This is a genomic window from Gammaproteobacteria bacterium (assembly GCA_036383255.1).
Lineage (GTDB): Bacteria > Pseudomonadota > Gammaproteobacteria > Natronospirales > REEB76 > DASUBN01.
In genome coordinates this window covers 56,927-74,935 of the sequence record DASVOS010000005.1, presented here as the reverse complement: position 1 = coordinate 74,935, position 18,009 = coordinate 56,927, and the positions used below count along the sequence as shown (strand labels likewise).

Annotated in this window: 15 protein-coding genes and 1 tRNA gene; 8 read left to right on the top strand and 8 right to left on the bottom strand. The window is 67.5% G+C overall.

Annotated features, from left to right (window positions below; genetic code table 11):
* The first annotated feature begins 2 nt into the window (after positions 1–2).
* Both VF651_03560 and VF651_03555 read left to right on the top strand, forming a co-directional pair.
* Positions 3–1,139 carry a homoserine O-acetyltransferase gene (locus tag VF651_03560; protein ID HEX7964775.1) on the top strand — a complete coding sequence of 379 codons (1,137 nt, stop codon included), beginning with the start codon at positions 3–5 and terminating at the stop codon, positions 1,137–1,139.
* Positions 1,136–1,708 carry a cysteine dioxygenase family protein gene (locus VF651_03555; GenBank protein HEX7964774.1) on the top strand — a complete coding sequence of 191 codons (573 nt, stop codon included), beginning with the start codon at positions 1,136–1,138 and terminating at the stop codon, positions 1,706–1,708. The genes VF651_03560 and VF651_03555 overlap by 4 nt, the downstream gene beginning before the upstream one ends.
* A gap of 3 nt (positions 1,709–1,711) precedes the next feature.
* On the opposite strand, the gene VF651_03550 is transcribed toward VF651_03555, so the two are convergent.
* On the bottom strand, positions 1,712–2,686 hold the full coding sequence (locus VF651_03550) for a peptidoglycan DD-metalloendopeptidase family protein (protein HEX7964773.1): 975 nt from the start codon (positions 2,684–2,686) through the stop codon (positions 1,712–1,714).
* The gene (xseA, locus tag VF651_03545) at positions 2,683–4,065 is read right to left on the bottom strand and encodes an exodeoxyribonuclease VII large subunit (GenBank protein HEX7964772.1); all 1,383 of its coding nucleotides are present in this window, start codon (positions 4,063–4,065) and stop codon (positions 2,683–2,685) included. The genes VF651_03550 and xseA overlap by 4 nt, the downstream gene beginning before the upstream one ends.
* 97 nt (positions 4,066–4,162) lie before the next feature.
* Here xseA and guaB point away from each other — a divergent pair, with 97 nt between their 5' ends.
* Together guaB and guaA are read left to right on the top strand one after the other, a co-directional pair.
* The gene (guaB, locus tag VF651_03540; GenBank protein ID HEX7964771.1) at positions 4,163–5,629 is read left to right on the top strand and encodes an IMP dehydrogenase; all 1,467 of its coding nucleotides are present in this window, start codon (positions 4,163–4,165) and stop codon (positions 5,627–5,629) included.
* A 50-nt stretch (positions 5,630–5,679) separates the two neighbouring features.
* On the top strand, positions 5,680–7,254 hold the full coding sequence (guaA, locus tag VF651_03535) for a glutamine-hydrolyzing GMP synthase (GenBank protein HEX7964770.1): 1,575 nt from the start codon (positions 5,680–5,682) through the stop codon (positions 7,252–7,254).
* A gap of 3 nt (positions 7,255–7,257) precedes the next feature.
* Here guaA and VF651_03530 read toward each other — a convergent pair whose 3' ends face one another.
* From VF651_03530 to VF651_03510, 5 genes are all read right to left on the bottom strand, one after another.
* On the bottom strand, positions 7,258–7,506 hold the full coding sequence (locus VF651_03530) for a nickel-binding protein (GenBank protein ID HEX7964769.1): 249 nt from the start codon (positions 7,504–7,506) through the stop codon (positions 7,258–7,260).
* A gap of 113 nt (positions 7,507–7,619) precedes the next feature.
* A complete protein-coding gene (locus VF651_03525) occupies positions 7,620–8,351 on the bottom strand; it encodes an NnrU family protein (GenBank protein ID HEX7964768.1) in 732 nt (243 codons plus the stop codon).
* A gap of 27 nt (positions 8,352–8,378) precedes the next feature.
* Positions 8,379–8,567, bottom strand: a complete 189-nt coding sequence (locus VF651_03520) for a hypothetical protein (protein ID HEX7964767.1) — start codon at positions 8,565–8,567, stop codon at positions 8,379–8,381.
* A gap of 177 nt (positions 8,568–8,744) precedes the next feature.
* Positions 8,745–9,020, bottom strand: a complete 276-nt coding sequence (locus tag VF651_03515; protein ID HEX7964766.1) for a DUF4242 domain-containing protein — start codon at positions 9,018–9,020, stop codon at positions 8,745–8,747.
* Positions 9,021–9,107: 87 nt separating this feature from the next.
* On the bottom strand, positions 9,108–11,726 hold the full coding sequence (locus VF651_03510) for an AAA family ATPase (GenBank protein HEX7964765.1): 2,619 nt from the start codon (positions 11,724–11,726) through the stop codon (positions 9,108–9,110).
* A gap of 172 nt (positions 11,727–11,898) precedes the next feature.
* On the opposite strand from VF651_03510, the gene tadA reads away from it, so the two are divergent.
* Positions 11,899–12,351 (top strand): tRNA adenosine(34) deaminase TadA, encoded by a 453-nt coding sequence (gene tadA, locus VF651_03505; protein HEX7964764.1) that lies wholly within the window; start codon positions 11,899–11,901, stop codon positions 12,349–12,351.
* Between the two features lie 216 nt (positions 12,352–12,567).
* On the opposite strand, the gene VF651_03500 is transcribed toward tadA, so the two are convergent.
* A tRNA-Ser gene (locus tag VF651_03500) sits at positions 12,568–12,659 on the bottom strand.
* Positions 12,660–12,764: 105 nt separating this feature from the next.
* Between VF651_03500 and VF651_03495 the strand changes: the two genes are divergently transcribed.
* The 3 genes from VF651_03495 to purL all read left to right on the top strand — a co-directional run bounded on the left by VF651_03495 (position 12,765) and on the right by purL (position 17,930).
* Positions 12,765–13,094, top strand: coding sequence for a DUF1820 family protein (locus tag VF651_03495; GenBank protein ID HEX7964763.1), 330 nt, complete (start codon positions 12,765–12,767; stop codon positions 13,092–13,094).
* 3 nt (positions 13,095–13,097) lie between these two features.
* Positions 13,098–13,859 carry an MBL fold metallo-hydrolase gene (locus VF651_03490; GenBank protein ID HEX7964762.1) on the top strand — a complete coding sequence of 254 codons (762 nt, stop codon included), beginning with the start codon at positions 13,098–13,100 and terminating at the stop codon, positions 13,857–13,859.
* Positions 13,860–14,057: 198 nt separating this feature from the next.
* Positions 14,058–17,930, top strand: a complete 3,873-nt coding sequence (gene purL, locus VF651_03485) for a phosphoribosylformylglycinamidine synthase (protein HEX7964761.1) — start codon at positions 14,058–14,060, stop codon at positions 17,928–17,930.
* Positions 17,931–18,009 lie beyond the last annotated feature (79 nt).

Genomic DNA, 18,009 nt, shown 5'->3' with positions numbered 1-18,009 from the left:
ATATGAAGCCCCACCTCACGCTGCACAGCCAGAGTCCCGCGCCGGCCACCGCCGGCGCAAGGCGTCTCGTGACGCTGCCCGGCCGTTTCCGCATGCGCCTGGGCGGCGAGCTCGACGAAGTGCAGGTGGCCTACGAGGCCTGGGGCAGGCTCAGCGCGGCCAAGGACAACGTGCTGCTGCTGTTCACCGGCCTCTCGCCCTCGGCCCACGCCGCCTCGAGCGGCGAGGACCCATCGACGGGCTGGTGGGAGGAGATGCTCGGGCCGGGCAAGTCCATCGATACCGACCGTTTCCACGTCATCTGCGTGAACTCCCTCGGCAGCTGTTACGGTTCCACGGGTCCCGCATCTACGGATCCGCGCACCGGTAAGCCCTATGGTCCCGCCTTCCCCAAGCTCACCATCGAGGACGTGGCCTCCGCGGCCCACGGCCTCCTGGCGGCGCTCGGCATCCCGCGGGTGCGCGTGGTGATGGGACCCTCCATGGGCGGCATGAGCGCGCTCGCCTACACGATCATGTATCCGGGCGAGGTGGGCGTGCTGGTCAGCATCTCCTCCGCAACCCATTCGGAACCCTTCTCGATCGCAGTGCGCTCGCTGCAACGCGAGCTGATCCGCACCGACGGCGCCTGGGCCGGCGGGCACTATGCGCCGGGCGAGGGTCCGCGCGAAGGCATGCGGCTCGCGCGCAAGCTCGGCATGATCTCCTACCGTTCCGCCCGCGAATGGTCCGAGCGCTTCGGCCGCGAGCGTGCCAAGGACGCCGGCATCGACGCCTTCGGAGTCGAGTTCGAGATCGAGGCCTACCTCGAGTCCCGCGCCCAGTCCTTCATCGGCGCCTTCGACCCCAACTGCTACCTGTACCTGTCCCGCGCCATGGACCTGTTCGACGTGGCCGAGCACGGCGGCAGCGTGGACAAGGCGCTGCAGCGCCTGCGCCTCCAGCAGGCTCTGGTGATCGGCGTGGACAGCGACATCCTGTTCCCCCTGCACCAGCAACGGGCACTGGCGGAGAGCCTGCGCCGCTCCGGCGCGGACACCCGCTTCCTGGAGCTGGCATCCAAGCAGGGCCATGATTCCTTCCTGGTGGACATGGAGCGCTTCCGCCCCGCCATCGGCGATTTCCTGGAGACACTGTGAGCGCCGTCGACTTCCAAGGTTCGCACCGCCTGATCCCGCTGCTCGACGAGGCGGTGCGCCGTGCCGACCCGCGCAAGACCACCCATGCGATCAAGGACGTTCTGTGCGAGATGTTCCGCGACAAGAGCGTGGACCTGCCGTCCGGCCTGTGCTCGCCCTGCAAGGAGAGCTATGCCCGGCGTCTCCTGTACCGCAGCGAGGACCTTGGCTACACCGTGGTGGCCATGACCTGGGGTCCGGGGCAGGGCACCCTGATCCACGATCACGCCGGCATGTGGTGCGTGGAAGGCGTATGGCGCGGACAGATCGAAGTGCAGCAGTTCGAGATCGCCGAACGCCAGGGCGAGCGCTTCCGCTTCGAATATTGCGGCACGGTGCAGGCCGGCACCGGCTCAGCCGGTTGTCTGATCCCGCCCCATGAATATCATCTGATCCGCAATCCGCTTTCCGACCAGAGTGCCGTCTCGCTGCACATCTATGGCGGTGAGATGAAGGCCTGCCACGTGTTCGAGCCGGTCGAAGGCGACTGGTTCCAGCGCAACAGCAAACCCCTCAGCTACAACGTCTGACCTTCATAGCGGCGTGACGGACCCGGTAGCGGCGGCGGGCGCCGCACGCGTCGCCATGGGCGGAGCAGCGGAAGATGTCGCGGCAGGCGCCGTGGCCTGGGCGGGAGGGAGCATCGTCGCAGGCGGAGGTGGCGTGACCGGCGGCGGGGTGGGTGAGTTTTTCCCCAGGAACACGTGCGGATCCACCGGCACCTCGTTGAGACGGACGGTCCAGTGCAGGTTCGGCCCGGTGGTGCGTCCGGTGGCGCCGACCTTGCCCACCAGCTGTCCACGTTTCACCTTCTGCCCCACGTTCACCTTGATGCGGCTCAGGTGGCAGTAGACGCTGAACAATCCCTGCCCCATGTCCAGGGTCAGGGTTTTGCCGCAGTAGTAGTAGTTGCCGATGTCTGCCACCACCGCATCCGCCGGCGCCAGCGCCGGTGTTCCGGCAGGCGCGCCGATGTCGATGCCGCTGTGGGGGCTGCGCGGCTCGCCGTTCAGTACGCGGCGCAGGCCGAACGCGGAGGTCTCCGGTCCCTTCACGGGCCACACGAAGCTGATTCCGGGGCGGGGGGTCTTGCGCCATTGGCCCATGACCTTGGCCATGCGCTGCTGTTCCTTGTCGATGCGCGCGAGCTGTTCCGGGCTGGGGTTGACCATCTGCGGGTCGGCGATGGTGAGCGCCTGCTCAGGGTAGCTCTTGGGCATCACGCTGAAGGCCACGTGCAGTGTGGCGTCGCCCGCCACCAGTATGTCCAACGCCTTCTCGCCGGGCACGGTATCGAGACTCAAGCCCACCAGCGCGTACCAGTGGCCGGCGTGGCGCACCACCATCATCCGCTGTCCTGAGTACTCCACCTGGGGAGTGGCCGCGCTCTCCGGGAGCTCTACCACCGCGACACCGCCCGGCACCGCGTCGTCCAGCGGGAAGGGCGCTGCCGCCAAGACACCCACCGGTGAAAACAAGAGTGCCAGCAAGGTGAGCACGCGCTTCATGGCTTCTTGTCCTCGCGGCGCGTCTCCTTCACTTCGGCCAGCAGGCTGCCATCCGCGAGGCGGGCATGCACCGTCTGGCCCGGACGCACTGCGCCGATATGGCCGACCATGGCGCCGCTGGCGGCATCGCTGACTATGGCATAGCCGCGGTTCAGCGTGGCCAGGGGACTCACGGCGTCCAGCGTCCGCAGCGCCAGCGCGAGGCGGTTCCCGGTGCGGGTGAGGTGCCCTCGTGCGGCGGATTGCAGCTGCACGCCGAGGGCCGTGAGCCGGTCCGAGGCGCGGTGAAGGCGCTTTAGCGGGCTGTGCTCCCGCAGCGAGGCGGCGAGATGCCCGAGGCGGGCGTGATCATGCTTGAGCTGCGCGCGCATGCAGCGGCCGAGGCGCAGGTGCAGTTCATCCAGGCGCTGCGCCCTGTCCCGCAGTACGCGGCGGGGGTGCAGCTGGATGAGCCGCGCGTTGCACCAGTCCATACGCCGGCGCAGTTCCGCCAGCACGCGCAACTGCGCCTGCTCCACCCGGAGCGCCTGCTGCAGCAGGCGGTGTTCCCAGTCGGCCCGGTCCGGCGTCACGAGCTCGGCGGCGCCGGTGGGGGTGGGCGCGCGGACATCGGCGGCGAAGTCCGCGATGGTGAAGTCGATCTCGTGGCCCACGCCGCTGACCACGGGGAGGGCCGAGGCGCGGATGGCGCGGGCGACCGGCTCTTCATTGAATGCCCAGAGGTCCTCGAGCGAGCCGCCGCCCCGGGCCAGGATCAGCACGTCACACTCGGCGCGGGCAGAGGCCTGTCCAAGCATGGCGGCGATCTTCTGGGCGGCGCCTTCGCCTTGTACCGGCACGGGGTACAACACGACTCCAGCCAGCGGATAGCGGCGGCGGATCACGCTCAGGATGTCGCGCAGGGCCGCGCCGGTGGGCGAGGTCACTACGCCGATGCGGCGCGGGACGCGCGGCAGGGGACGCTTGAGTGCTGCGTCGAACAGCCCTTCCGCCGCGAGTTTGCGCTTGAGTTCCTCGAAGGCCCGCTGCAGGGCGCCGTGGCCGGCTTCCTCCAGATGCTCGACGATGAACTGGTAGTCGCCGCGCGGTTCGTAGAGGCCGACGCGGCCGCGCGCCAGCACCTTCATGCCGTTGGCGGGCTTGAAGCGCAGCAGCCGGCCGCGGCCGCTGAACAGGGCGCAGCGCAACTGGGCTTGGGGGTCCTTGAGGGAGAAGTAGAGGTGGCCGGAGCCGGGCTGCGCCAGGTTGGAGACCTCGCCCTCCACCCACAAGAGCGGGAAACCGCCCTCCAGCAGGCCGCGCACGGCGCGGTTGAGCTCGGAGACGCTGAAGACCTTGCGCACGGGGGTGAAGAGATCGGCTTCCGGGGTGCTCGCCATGGCCCATGATACCAAGGCGGGGTCACGGGGGATTTTACCCGGGGTGGGGGAAAAGTTTATAATCCCGCGATTTACCGCCACGCAGCCCGGAGCCCGCATGCGTATCGTCCAGGAAGCCCTCACCTTCGACGACGTCCTCCTGGTCCCCGCCTACTCCGAAGTGCTGCCCCGCGACGTGGACCTCTCCACTCGCCTCACGCGACATATCACGCTCAACATCCCGCTGCTTTCGGCCGCCATGGATACGGTGACCGAGGCGCGGCTGGCCATCAGCCTGGCCCAGGAAGGCGGCATCGGCATCATCCACAAGAACATGACCGCCGAGGAGCAGGGGCGCCAGGTGCGCATGGTCAAGAAGTTCGAGAGCGGCGTCATCAAGGATCCCTTCACCGTCACTCCCGGCACCACCATCGGCGAGGTGATGAAGCTCACCCGGGCCCACGACATCTCCGGCGTGCCGGTGGTGGAGGGGCAGCAGCTGGTCGGCATCGTCACCAGCCGCGATCTGCGCTTCGAGACCCGCTACGGCGAGCCAGTCTCCAAGATCATGACCGGCAAGGACCGCCTGGTCACCGTGCAGGAGGGCGCCGACAAGGAGGAGGTGCTCGCCAAGCTGCACAAGTACCGCATCGAGAAGGTGCTGGTGGTGGACGGCAAGTTCCAGCTGCGCGGCATGATCACCGTCAAGGATATCCAGAAGGCGAAGGACTATCCGCACGCCTGCAAGGACGAGCACGGCCGCCTGCGCGTGGGCGCGGCGGTGGGTACCGGCGCCGAGACCGAGGAGCGCGTCGCCGCGCTGGTGGAGGCGGGCGTCGATGTCATCGTGGTGGACACCTCCCACGGCCACAGCAAGGGCGTGCTGGACCGGGTGCGCATGATCAAGAAGAAGTACCAGGACCTGCAGGTCATCGGCGGCAACATCGTCACCGCCGCCGCCGCCAAGGCGCTGGTGGAGGCGGGCGCCGACGGCGTCAAGGTCGGCATCGGCCCTGGCTCCATCTGCACCACCCGCATCGTGGCCGGCGTGGGCGTGCCCCAGATCTCCGCGGTCGCCAACGTGGCCGAGGCTCTCGCCAAGAGCGGCGTGCCGCTCATCGCCGACGGCGGCATCCGCTACTCGGGCGACGTGGCCAAGGCCATCGTGGCCGGCGCCTACGCGGTCATGATCGGCGGCATGTTCGCCGGCACCGAGGAGGCCCCCGGCGAGGTGGAGCTGTACCAAGGCCGCTCCTACAAGTCATACCGGGGCATGGGCTCCCTGGGCGCCATGTCCCAGAAGCAGGGCTCGGCTGACCGCTACTTCCAGGACCCGACCGAAGAGGTCGAGAAGCTGGTGCCGGAAGGCATCGAAGGCCGCGTGCCCTATAAGGGCTCACTGGTGGCGATCGTGCACCAGCTCATGGGCGGTCTGCGCTCCAGCATGGGCTACACCGGCTCCAAGGACATCGAGACCATGCGTACCCTGCCTGAGTTCGTGCGCATCACCGGTGCCGGCATGCGCGAGAGCCACGTCCATGACGTGACCATCACCAAGGAAGCACCGAACTACCGCAGCGAATGAAGACAAGGAAGGCCGCCCAGCGGCCTTCCGGCTATTAGGGAGACGGGAACTTGAGCCAGCAGAACATACACAGCGACCGCATCCTGATCCTGGACTTCGGTTCCCAGTGGACCCAGCTCATCGCGCGCCGGGTACGGGAGATCGGCGTGTTCTGCGAGGTGCACCTGCCGGACATCGGCGACGAGGCGCTACGCACGTTCTCTCCCAAGGGCGTCATCCTCTCCGGCGGTCCCGAGTCGGTGGTCGGCGATGCGGTGCCCAAGGCATCCAGGGCGGTGTTCGAGCTCGGCGTGCCGGTGCTGGGCATCTGCTACGGCATGCAGGACATGGCGGCCCAGCTCGGCGGCAAGGTGCTCCCCGGCACCCACCGTGAGTTCGGCATGGAGAACATGACCGTCACGGCGCCGTCGCGCCTCCTGGACGGCATCGATGACGGGCACCGCGACGGCAAGCCGCTGTTGCACGTGATGATGAACCACGGCGACTCCGTCACCGAGCTGCCGCCGGGCTTCGTGCGCACCGGCCTCTCGCAGGATGCCTCCTGCGCCGCCATGGCCGACGAGGCGCGCCGCTTCTACGGCGTGCAGTTCCACCCGGAGGTGACCCAGACCCTGCAGGGTGGCGCGATCCTCTCGCGCTTCGTGCTGGAGCTCTGCGGCTGCAAGGCCCTGTGGAACTCCGGCAGCATCATCGAGGACCGCGTGGCTGCTGTGCGCACCCAGGTAGGCAAGGATCACGTGCTGCTAGGCCTTTCCGGCGGCGTGGACTCCTCCGTGGTGGCGGCGCTGCTGCACAAGGCCATCGGCAAGCAGCTCACCTGCGTGTTCGTGGATACGGGCCTCCTGCGCCTGCACGAAGGTGACCAGGTGATGGAGACTTTCGCCAGGCACATGGGCGTGAAGGTGATCCGGGTGGACGCAGAGGCCCGCTTCCTGAAGGCGCTGGCCGGCGTCACCGACCCGGAACAGAAGCGCAAGACCATCGGCCGGCTGTTCGTGGAGGTGTTCGAGGAGGAATCCGCGAAGATCCAGGATGCCCGCTGGCTGGCCCAGGGCACCATCTACCCGGACGTGATCGAGTCTGCCGCCGCCAGCGGCAAGGCTCACGTCATCAAGTCCCACCACAACGTGGGCGGGCTGCCGGAAGGCATGCGCCTCGGGCTCGTGGAGCCGCTGCGGGAACTGTTCAAGGATGAAGTGCGCAAGATCGGAGTGGAACTGGGCCTGCCCCACGAGATGGTGTACCGGCACCCCTTCCCGGGCCCCGGCCTGGGCGTGCGCATCCTGGGAGAGGTGAAGAAGGAATACGCCGACCTGCTGCGCAAGGCCGACCACATCTACATGGAAGAGCTGCGCAAGGCGGCGCTCTATGACAAGGTGAGCCAGGCCTTCGCGGTGTTCCTGCCGGTGAAGTCCGTGGGCGTTCAGGGGGACGGCCGGCGGTACGAGTACGTCGTGGCGCTGCGGGCCGTGGAGACCATCGACTTCATGTCCGCCCGCTGGGCGCACTTGCCCTATGAGTTCCTGGACCACGTCTCCCGGCGCATCATCAATGAGACCAAGGGCATCTCGCGGGTGGTCTATGACATCAGCGGCAAGCCGCCAGCCACCATCGAGTGGGAGTGAGCCTCACGGGGCCCAGCGCGGGTCCCAGCTCATCGTCTCCACTTCCGTGATCTGATGCACCGGCAGGTTGTTCAGCGACGCCAGCTCGCGTATCGCATCCGCCGACGGCGCATCATAGACGCAGAAGCCCTTGCTCCGGTCGGCGCTCATATAGACGCGCAACCAGGTGACCTGTCCACCGCGCCCAATGCCGATGCCGGCACGACTGTCGGAAACTTGGCTGAAATCGTGCTCCACCAAGTAGCGGGGCATTGGTTGTTCCTTGCATCGTGTACCGCATGCCTAGACGGATGTGACTCGTCGATTATTCCCTCGCGGAAGCGAGCCGTGGCGGATCGCTCCGCCACGGCTCGCTTGTTCCTGCGTCAGGATGGCTTGCGCGGCAGCGGCAGCAGCATCGAGGTGCTGCGCCGGTAGTGCTCGTAAGTCGCACCGTGCTCGCGCCGCAGGTCGCGCTCCTCCAGGAAGATGCCGAGGAAGATGTAGCCGGTGCTGGCGCCGGCCAGCACCAGGTGACCCAGGCTCATGTCGGGGGTGGACCAGAATCCGATCAGGATCCCGAGCATGATGGGATGGCGGATGAACCGGTAGAAAGCCACCTGCACGAACGGCACCGGCGTGTAGGGCGCGCTCTTGAGCCGCAGGTACACCTGGCGCAGGCCGAACAGGTCGAAGTGGTTGATCATGAACGTCGAGCTGAGCAGGATCACCCAGCCAAGCCAGAACCCCGCCTGCAGTATCAGCCGGCCTATGGGGTTCGCCACACTCCACACGGTGCCCGGGATCGGCTGCCACTGGCAGCACAAGAGTCCAAGCACCACGCCAGAGGCCAGCACGTAGGTGCTGCGCTCCATGGCAGTGGGGACGACCCGGGTCCAGACCTTCTTGAAGCCGGGACGCGCCATCACGCTGTGCTGGAAGGCGAACAGCGCGAGCAGGCAGAGATCTATCACCAGTGCCGCAGGCATGCCCGTCTCGGGGACTGAATCCACGCTCTTCGGTACCCACAGGTTACCGGTGAACAAGATGGCGTACAGCAGCGCTGCGACGCCGATCGAATAACAGAGGAGGCCGTACAAGAAGACGATGATTCCCATGGGATTACTCCACTCGTTGTGGGCGGGTTATCGATCAAGCAGCCGGGCGAAGAAACTGCACACCGCACCGTTCCCCGCCTTGGCATGCGGATATAGCCAGAGCAGTTCCCCGGTGTGGCCACCTTCCACCACGCGGCAGCAGATCTCGGTGTGCTCCTCGCTGGGAGTCGCTTGGATGGCGGTGTTGAAACCGGAGTCCGGCAGCTGGGGGTGCATACGCGTCCTCTCCTTATCAGGCGTCGGTATCCGACGCTGGGAGGTTAGGTCCGGCTTGGCGGCCCGACATCGGGAGAACCCCCCATTTTTCGCTGTCGCGAGGGCCGGCAGGGGTAAAAAGACGCCATGGCGGAGAGGAGTGTAGCCCCGCCATGGCGCGCTGACTCCGGTATCTCGTCAGCGGTAAAAATAGGGGTCCAACACCATCACCTCGGTGATATGGTTCACGGGCAGGCTGTTCTTGATGGCGACCCGGCGGATCGCCTCCGGCGTGGGCGCGTCGTAGATGTCGAAGCTCTTCTTCTTGTCGCGGCTCACGTAGGAATGGACCCAGGTGACCTCGTCGCTGGCGTTGTTCTCCACTACCAGGAGGCAGAGCCGGGAACCTTCCTCGCCGCCGTCAGGGATGGGGACTCCGGAGGCGAAATCGCGCTCCACCACGTAGCGAGGCATGGGCCATCTCCTTACAGACCGTCATCGGCTTGTTCCGACGCTGGGCAGGATAGGCGGGCAGGGCAAGGGGGACATCGGGATTTCTCCCTATTTACTGGGCTCCGGCGGCAGCACCAGGCCCAAGCGCGCCGCGGTGGCGACGGCCTCCCCGCGGGACTTGGCCCCGAGCTTCGCCAGCACAGAGGAGACGTGGTGCCCCACGGTCTTCTCGGACAGGAACAGGCGGCGGGCGATCTCGGCATTGCGCAGCCCCTCCGCCACCAGCGCCAGCACCTTGATCTCCCGGTTGGTCATGCCGCCCGGGTTCTGGCGGGTGCGCTCCTGGGCGCCGCGCGGGATGCCGCGCACGCCGCTGGCGCGCAGCCGGCGTTTCACCTGCCCCGCCATCGGGTTCGCGCCGAGCCGTTCGAAGATGGTGAGAGCCTCCCGCAACGGCATCTCTTCCTTGGCGTCCGCGAGCGCCATGGCCTGCTCATAGGGCAAGCCGATGGCCCGCCAGGCTTCGGCGGCACCGCGCCAGTCTCCCTGCATCTGCATCAAGTAGGGCGCGCCTGCATTGGCGGGCGGCTTGCGTCCAAGCCGGCTGTTGCGCCACAGCCAGAACGCGAGTTCTCCCTGGGCCCAGGGATCGGCGAGCCCCAGGCTCATCTCGTAGGTGCGTTCGAGCTCCTGCAGCAGTTCCTCGCTGGTGGTGCCCTGCAGCCAGGCCACCTCGGCGCGGGCCGCCATCACCGGTCCCAGGCGCTGCAACTCCCCGGTCGGCACCGCCAGCCGGTAGGCTTCGTCGAGCGGGCTGTCCATGTCGGGGTCGCCGCGCCGGGCGCGCAGCTGGCCGAGTGTCACCAGCGCCGGTATGCGGATGATGGCCGCTGCCGCCGCGTGCTTGAGCACCGAGGCCGCATCATCGGCAGCTTCGTCCCAGCGGCCGAGTCCCAGCAGCGCGTCGGAGCGCTGGGCCTTCATGTAGCGGGTCCAGGAGTCCAGGTCCCGTTCCTCGCAGTAGGCGATGCCGGCATCGAGGTACTTCATGGCCAGCGGCAGGTTGCGGGTGCGCAGGTAGGCGGTGCCGAGGTTGGTGTAGGCACGCGAGGCGTGCTCCTCGAACCCGCCGGCCTTGGCCATCTGCATGGAGCGTTCCAGCTCCTCGTGTCCGGATGCACCGTCCGCCAGGAGTTTCACGGCGCCGACGTTGCCGAGGGCATGGATCTGGATCTCGGTCTCGCCCAGGGCAGTCGCGAGCTCCAGCGCCTTGCGTCCCCACAGCAGGGATTGCTCCATCTCCGAGGACAGCATGTAGAGCTGGGCGACGTTACTGTAGGCCATGGCCAGTTCGCGGCCGGGCGGGAGTCTCTCCAGCAAGGCCACCGCCTGGCGGGCGTATGCTTCCGCTACCTGTTTCTGGCCACCGTACCAGGTGATGCGTGACAGCCAGCGCAGGTCGTCGCCCTCCTTGAGACGCGCATCGAGCTTTCGCCACAGTTCCAGCGCGGCGGTGCGGGCCTGGATCGCCTCGGGTATACGGTCGATGAGGTAGCACTCATAGGAGTAGCGGTCCAGCAGTTGCGCGCGCCGCGCGTCGTCCAGCGTCTCGCCATGACGCAACGCTACCTTCAGGTAGGCGGCCGCATCGCGGTGAGCGCCCACCGCGGCGGCATCCGCGGCTGCCGCGGGTGCGAAGCGCAGCACCGCAACCTCATCTGCCGCCTGGTCTGCATGATGCACCAGCCGGCCCACCGCGACCTTGCCTTCGCCTTGAGCGAGCAGGGCGGCCAACACCGTCGCGTGCAGCTCCCGGCGTTCATCGGGCGCGATGTTGTCCTCCACCGCGCGACGCGCCAGTTCGTGGCGGAAACTCATCGAGTAATCCGGATGCGCCACCATGCCCACCCCCAGGCACTCCTGGAGCGCTTCCCTCTGTGGCGTGATGGTCGCATCCATAAGCCAGCGTTCGGTCTTGCCGGGCACGATCGCGATCATGTGGGCGATGCGCCGGGCCGCCTCGGGCAGTCGCGCGATGCGCGCCATGGCCGCGTCACGCACGGTCGAGGGGATATCCTCCGTCGAAGTGGCGAGCACCTCGGTCACGAAGAAGGCGTTCCCGCCGGTCAGCTCGTGCAAGCCCGCGGCGGGGCGGCCGGCCGCCTCTGCCAGGGAGCCGACGGCACCTTCGCTGAGTGGCGGCAGGCGGATGCGGCTCACGGCCTTGTGTGGCAGGTCCCCCAGTACCGAGCGCAACGGATGCTTGTCCGTCACCTCGTCATCCCGATAACTGATCACCAACAGGATGCCGAGCCGCTGCAGACGGCGGCCGAGGAACTTGATGAGGTCGAGGGTCGCCTCGTCGGCCCAATGGGCGTCCTCGATAACCACCACCGTGGACGGCGGCATGCGAGAGAGGCGGTCGAGGGTGACGTTGAAGATCTCATGCCGGTTTGAGGCGGCGGCGATGGCGGCGGCGAAACCTGCGTCTATCTGCAGGGCGATGTCATGGAGCGGTGCCAACGGGTGAGGTGTGAACAGGGCTTCGCAACCGCCCCATAGCACCCGCGCCGACTTGGCCTGCTGCGCGGCGAACTCGCGCATTAGCGAGGTCTTGCCCATGCCGGCTTCGCCGGCGATCAGCACCACGTGGCCCGTGCCCATCCCGCAGCGCTCGAGGGACGAGACAAGCACGTCGAGATAGGGTTGGCGTTCAAGCAAAGACATGGCTGTCCCCGTTCCGGCTGCCCGGCCGCACCCTGTTGCGGTCACCGGCAGGCCGATTCGAGTTGTGGTTGGGACACAGCCTGCTTCGGGATTCATTATACCGTAGGGGTATCCCGGCCCCGTAAGACCGGACTGTGCCCTATGATATTCCCCTCGACCCGGGACCGAAGGTATGAGCACCGAAGACGAGAAGTGGATGCGCGAGGCATTGTCGCTCGCTCGCCAGGCGGGAGCCGCGGGCGAAGTTCCGGTGGGCGCCTTGGTGGTGAAGGATGGGGTGCTGCTCGGCTCCGGCTGGAACCAGCCCATCGGCACCCATGACCCCACTGCCCACGCCGAGGTGATGGCGCTGCGCGCCGCTGCCCATATGGCGGAGAACTACCGGCTCACTGGCACTACCCTGTACGTGACACTGGAACCCTGCGCCATGTGCGCCGGTGCCATGGTCCACGCGCGGGTCGCGCGCCTCGTGTATGGCGCTGCCGATCCCAAGACCGGCGCCGCCGGTTCGGTGTTCGACCTGACCCGCACTGACAAGCTCAACCACCGCCTGGATGTGGCGGGTGGTGTGCTGGCGGAGGAGTGCGGAGGCCTCTTGAGACAGTTCTTCGCGCGTAAGCGCTGAGACGGAAAAGGCCCCGCGAGGGGCCTTCGTTTGTATGGCGGAGAGGGTGGGATTACGGCGGGCTGTCCCTCCCGCCGCCCTTCGGGCCCGCGCTGCGCGCGGTTCAAAATCGCTCCCGGCGATTTTGTCGAACCAGCCGATATCTACGTGGTTCGAATCCGCCCTCATCACCAAACAAAAAAGGCCCCCTGAAACAGGGGGCCTTTTCGTTTGGTCTGGCGGAGAGGGTGGGATTCGAACCCACGTGGGGCGTTTAGCCCCCAACCGATTTCGAGTCGGTGCCGTTGTGACCGCTTCGGTACCTCTCCAGGAGGCGCGTATTTTACAGGACTTGCCGGGTTTGGGCAGCCTTCTCATGGCGGCTTCGCGGGGTCTTGGGTAAAATTCGCGGCAGAATCCACGGTATCCACGCCATGCCCCCACGCCACATCTACAAAGTCATCTTCATGAGCCAGGGCAAGCTCTATGAGGTCTATGCCCGCAAAGTGAGCCAGGAAGGCTTCTGGGGTTTCATCGAGATCGAGCAGCTGGTGTTCGGCGAACGCGGCGGGGTGGTGGTGGACCCGGGCGAGGAGCGCCTCAAGACCGAATTCGAGGGCGTGAAGAAGAGCTACATCCCCATGCACTCGGTGGTGCGCATCGATGAGGTGGCCCGCGAGGGCACCGCCAAGATCACCGCGGTGGAAGGCGGGACCAACGTCACTCCGTTCCCGGTGCCTCTCTACACCCCGGGAAAGAAATAAGGCGTGCGCTTCGCCTCCCTGGGCAGCGGCAGCCGCGGTAACGCCACCCTCATCCAGGCCGGAGACACCATCCTCATGGTGGATTGCGGCTTCTCCATCGCCGAGACGGAGTTGCGCCTTGCCCGCTGCGGCGTCGAGCCCACGTCCCTGGCGGCGATCCTGGTGACTCACGAGCACAGCGACCACGCCTCCGGCGTGATGCGCTTCGCCGCGCGCCATGGTATCCCGGTGCGTTGCACCGCTGGCACCCGCCAGGCCTGCCTCAAGCTCGGCTTCGCTGCTGCCGAGCCCTTCGACAGCCACGCCAAGCTGGTCATCGGCGAGATCGAGGTCACGCCGGTGACGGTACCCCACGACGCGCGCGAACCGGTGCAGTTCCTGTTCGACGGCGGCGCGCACCGCTTCGGCCTGCTCACGGACGTGGGCAGCGTGACGCCCCACATCAAGCGCATGTTCAGCGGTTGCGCGGCCTTGCTGCTGGAGTGCAACCACGACCGGGACATGCTGGAGGACGGGCCCTATCCGCCTTCCCTGAAGCACCGGGTAGGGGGGCCCTTGGGCCACCTCAGCAACGCTCAGGCGGCGGACCTCTTGCGCGGGCTCGACAAGCAATGGCTGCAGCATCTGGTGGCGGCGCACCTCTCCGAGAAGAACAACAAGCCTGAACTGGCCAGGACGGCTCTTGCCGAGGCGATGGATTGCGATGAGGAGTGGATAGGGATAGCAGACCAGGAGTACGGCTTGGAATGGCGCGAGATTTCCTAGGCCCTCATAGAAGCTACTGCGCTTGGCATGGCTTCGTTGCGGGGCAGCTCGGAGTCCTCACGTACTGAAGAGTACGCTCCGGGTCCTCGCCGCCCTGCGCCTCGCCCTGCCTGCGCTCGCTACGCTTCTATGAGGGCTGGAGCGGGGGTCCGGGTTTTACTGTAAAATACCGCTCCGCACCCGCCTCCAGGATCGAAGATGCTTCAGTTTCGTGGTGGTCCGGCACTCTCCACTTTCCGCATCCGGATCCTGCTCGAGAAACTGCAGAAACGCGTCCCCGGCATAGACCGTCTCGAAACCCAGTTCCTCTACTTCGTTGATGCCGAAGGTACGCCCGGCGCCTCCGACCGCGCGCTGCTGGAGCGGCTGCTCAACGACGGCGTGAACCACGACGTGCCGGCCGGGGGCAGCCTGGTGCTGGTGGTGCCGCGCCTTGGCACCGTATCCCCCTGGGCCAGCAAGGCCACAGACATCGCCCGCAACTGCGGCCTGCAGAAGGTGCGCCGCATCGAGCGCGGCGTCGCCTACTATCTGTACGGCAGCAGCCTCGCGATGGATGCCCTCAAGCAGGCCACCGCGATGCTGCATGACCGCATGACCCAGTCGGTGCTGTTCGATGCGAACGAGGCACAGAAGCTGTTCGCCCAGACCGCGCCGGCGCCGCTCAACACCGTGGACGTGATGGGTGGCGGCCGTCCGGCGCTGGCCGCCGCGAACCGTGACTACGGCTTCGCTCTCTCCGAGGACGAGATCGACTACCTGGTGGAAGGCTTCCAGCGCCTCGGCCGCAATCCCAGCGACGCCGAGCTCATGATGTTCGCCCAGGCCAACTCCGAGCACTGCCGCCACAAGATCTTCCGCGGCGACTGGGTGATCGACGGACGGCAGCAGGCGCGCTCTCTGTTCGACATGATCCGGGAGACCCATGCCCACACGCCCAAGGGCGTACTGTCCGCCTACAAGGACAATGCCTCGGTGATCGAGGGCAGCCGCGGTGCGCGTTTCTTCCCGCGCCCGGCGGACGATGAATACGCCTACCACCAGGAGGACATCCACATCCTCATGAAGGTGGAGACCCACAACCACCCGACCGCCATCGCGCCGTTCGCCGGCGCGGCGACGGGTGCCGGCGGCGAGATCCGCGACGAGGGCGCCACCGGCACCGGCGCCAAGCCCAAGGCCGGTCTCACCGGCTTCTCGGTGTCGAACCTGCGCATCCCCGGCTTCACCCAGCCCTGGGAGAAGGATTTCGGCAAACCCGGACGCATCGTCTCGGCGCTCGACATCATGCTCGAGGGCCCCATCGGCGCCGCGGCCTTCAACAACGAGTTCGGCCGTCCCGCCCTCGGAGGCTACTTCCGCAGCTATGAGCAGGAGGTGGGCGGCACCCTGCGTGGCTACCACAAGCCGATCATGATCGCGGGCGGCATGGGCAACATCCGCGCGCCGCACGTGGAGAAATGCGAGATCCCGGTGGGCGCCAAGATCATCGTCCTGGGCGGTCCCGCCATGCTCATCGGTCTCGGCGGCGGCGCCGCCTCCAGCATGGCGAGCGGCGCGTCCGCCGAGGACCTGGACTTCGCCTCGGTGCAGCGCGACAACGCCGAGATGGAGCGCCGCGCCCAGGAGGTCATCGACCGCTGCTGGGCCCAGGGCGCCAACAATCCGATCCTCTCCATCCACGATGTCGGTGCCGGCGGCCTGTCCAACGCGGTGCCTGAGATCATCGATGCCAGCCACCGCGGCGGCCGCTTCGACCTGCGCCGTGTGCCCAGCGACGAACCCGGCATGTCGCCCATGGCGGTGTGGTGCAACGAGGCGCAGGAGCGCTACGTGCTGGCGGTGGCGCCGGAGCGCCTCGCCGACTTCGAGAAGCTCTGTGCCCGCGAACGCTGCCCCTATGCCGTGATCGGCGAGGCCACCGGCGACCGCCAGCTCAAGGTGCAGGATCCGCTGCTCGGCAAGCCGCCCGTGGACATGCCCATGGAGGTGCTGCTTGGCAAGCCGCCCAAGATGCTGCGCGACGTGAAGCGCGTGGCAGCGACGCGCCAAGCCTTCGACACCTCGGGCATCGAACTGCGCGAGGCGGTGTTCCGCGTGCTGCGCCTGCCGGCGGTGGCGGACAAGGGCTTCCTCATCACCATCGGCGACCGCACCGTGGGCGGCCATGTGCACCGCGACCCCTTGGTCGGCCCCTGGCAGGTGCCGGTGAGCGACCTCGCCGTCACCGCCGCGAGCTATGAAGGCTATGCCGGCGAGGCCATGGCCATGGGCGAGCGTACACCGGTCGCCACCATCGACGCGCCGGCCTCCGGCCGCCTGGCAGTAGCGGAGGCGGTCACCAACATCGCCGCCGCGGACATCGGTTCCCTCGCCAAGGTCCGCCTCTCGGCGAACTGGATGGCGGCCTGCGGAAACCCGGGGGAAGACGCCGCGCTCTACGACACGGTCGAGGCCGTGAGCGAGCTGTGCGTGGCGCTGGACCTCGCGATCCCGGTGGGCAAAGACTCCCTCTCCATGAAGACGGTATGGCAGCAGGATGGCGCCACCCGCACCATGCTGGCGCCCTTGTCGCTGGTGGTGACGGCCTTCGCCCCGGTTCGGGACATCCGCCGTACGCTGACCCCCGAGCTGCACGCTGCCCTCGCCGACACCCAGCTCCTGTTGGTGGATCTCGGCAAGGGTAAGAACCGCCTGGGCGGTTCATGCCTCGCGCAGGTGTTCGGGGCGAGCGGCGATACCGCTCCCGATGTGGACGATCCCAAGCTCATCGCCGGGTTCTTCGCCGCGGTACAGGAGTTGGTGGCGGCGAGCCTCCTGCTCGCTTACCACGACCGCTCCGACGGCGGCCTGTTCGTGACCCTGGCGGAGATGGCTTTCGCCGGCCACTGCGGCGTGGACCTGCACCTGGATGCCCTGGGCGGCGACACCCTGGCGGCACTGTTCGCCGAGGAGGCGGGCGCGGTGCTGCAGGTGCACGGTCGCGACGCCCAACGCGTACATGCGATATTCGAGCGCCATGGGCTTGGCGCCCTGGTGCATGCCCTGGGTGCGCCGCGCCATGACGGCCGCATGGTCATCAGCCGCGCGCGCGAGGCGCTGCTGGATGAGGCCTGCGCCGAGCTGCACGGCGCCTGGAGCGAGCTCTCCTTCCACATGCAGCGCCTGCGGGACAACCCTGCCGGCGCGCAACGGGAATGGGAGGCGAAGCAGGATGCCGGCGATCCCGGCCTGCATGCCAAGCTAAGCTTCGACCTCGCCGAGAACCCAGCCGCTCCTTATATTGGCAAGGGCGCCCGGCCCCGGGTGGCGGTGTTGCGCGAACAGGGCGTGAACGGGCAGGTGGAGATGGCGGCCGCCCTGGACCGGGCCGGCTTCGCCGCCCAGGACGTTCACATGACCGACGTGCTGGAGGGGCGGGTCGCGCTCGCCGAGTTCAAGGGCCTGGTGGCCTGCGGCGGCTTCTCCTACGGCGACGTGTTGGGCGCCGGCCAGGGCTGGGCCAAGTCCATCCTGTTCAACCCGCGCGCCCGCGAGGAGTTCAGCCAGTTCTTCAATCGCGCCGACAGCTTCGGCCTCGGCGTCTGCAACGGCTGCCAGATGATGGCGGCGCTCGCCGACCTGATCCCCGGCACCGCCGGCTGGCCGCAGTTCGTGCGCAATGCCTCCGAGCAGTACGAGGGGCGCCTCGTGCTGGTGGAGGTGTTGGATTCTCCCTCGCTGTTCTTCGCCGGCATGCAGGGTTCGGTGATCCCCATCGTCACGGCCCACGGCGAGGGCCGCGCGCTGTTCGACCGGCCCGACGCGGCCCAGCAGCTCCTGGCCGGCGGACGGGTGGCGCTGCGCTTCGTGGACAACCGCGAATGGGTGACGGAAGCCTATCCCGCGAACCCCAACGGCTCGCCGCTCGGCATCACCGGCATCACCAACACCGACGGGCGCGTGACCCTGCTCATGCCGCACCCGGAGCGGGTGTTCCGGAGCGTGCAGATGTCCTGGCACCCGGCTGAGTGGGGTGAGGACTCGCCCTGGATGCGGATGTTCCGCAATGCCCGCGCCTGGGTCGGCTAGGCGTCGGGCAAGCTCTGCTGAAACCACCTTAAGTCACGCCGAGCGCAGTGGCTTTTAAGATGGTCTCAAAGAAACGGCC

Excerpts from the sequence above, each read along its gene's own strand:
- VF651_03510 (HEX7964765.1), bottom strand. The coding sequence starts at position 11,726 with ATGTCTTTGCTTGAACGCCAACCCTATCTCGACGTGCTTGTCTCGTCC.
- VF651_03530 (HEX7964769.1), bottom strand. The coding sequence starts at position 7,506 with ATGCCCCGCTACTTGGTGGAGCACGATTTCAGCCAAGTTTCCGACAGT.
- guaB (HEX7964771.1), top strand. The coding sequence starts at position 4,163 with ATGCGTATCGTCCAGGAAGCCCTCACCTTCGACGACGTCCTCCTGGTC.
- VF651_03515 (HEX7964766.1), bottom strand. The coding sequence starts at position 9,020 with ATGCCTCGCTACGTGGTGGAGCGCGATTTCGCCTCCGGAGTCCCCATC.
- VF651_03560 (HEX7964775.1), top strand. The coding sequence starts at position 3 with ATGAAGCCCCACCTCACGCTGCACAGCCAGAGTCCCGCGCCGGCCACC.
- purL (HEX7964761.1), top strand. The coding sequence starts at position 14,058 with ATGCTTCAGTTTCGTGGTGGTCCGGCACTCTCCACTTTCCGCATCCGG.
- xseA (HEX7964772.1), bottom strand. The coding sequence starts at position 4,065 with ATGGCGAGCACCCCGGAAGCCGATCTCTTCACCCCCGTGCGCAAGGTC.
- VF651_03525 (HEX7964768.1), bottom strand. The coding sequence starts at position 8,351 with ATGGGAATCATCGTCTTCTTGTACGGCCTCCTCTGTTATTCGATCGGC.
- VF651_03550 (HEX7964773.1), bottom strand. The coding sequence starts at position 2,686 with ATGAAGCGCGTGCTCACCTTGCTGGCACTCTTGTTTTCACCGGTGGGT.
- tadA (HEX7964764.1), top strand. The coding sequence starts at position 11,899 with ATGAGCACCGAAGACGAGAAGTGGATGCGCGAGGCATTGTCGCTCGCT.
- VF651_03520 (HEX7964767.1), bottom strand. The coding sequence starts at position 8,567 with ATGCACCCCCAGCTGCCGGACTCCGGTTTCAACACCGCCATCCAAGCG.
- VF651_03495 (HEX7964763.1), top strand. The coding sequence starts at position 12,765 with ATGCCCCCACGCCACATCTACAAAGTCATCTTCATGAGCCAGGGCAAG.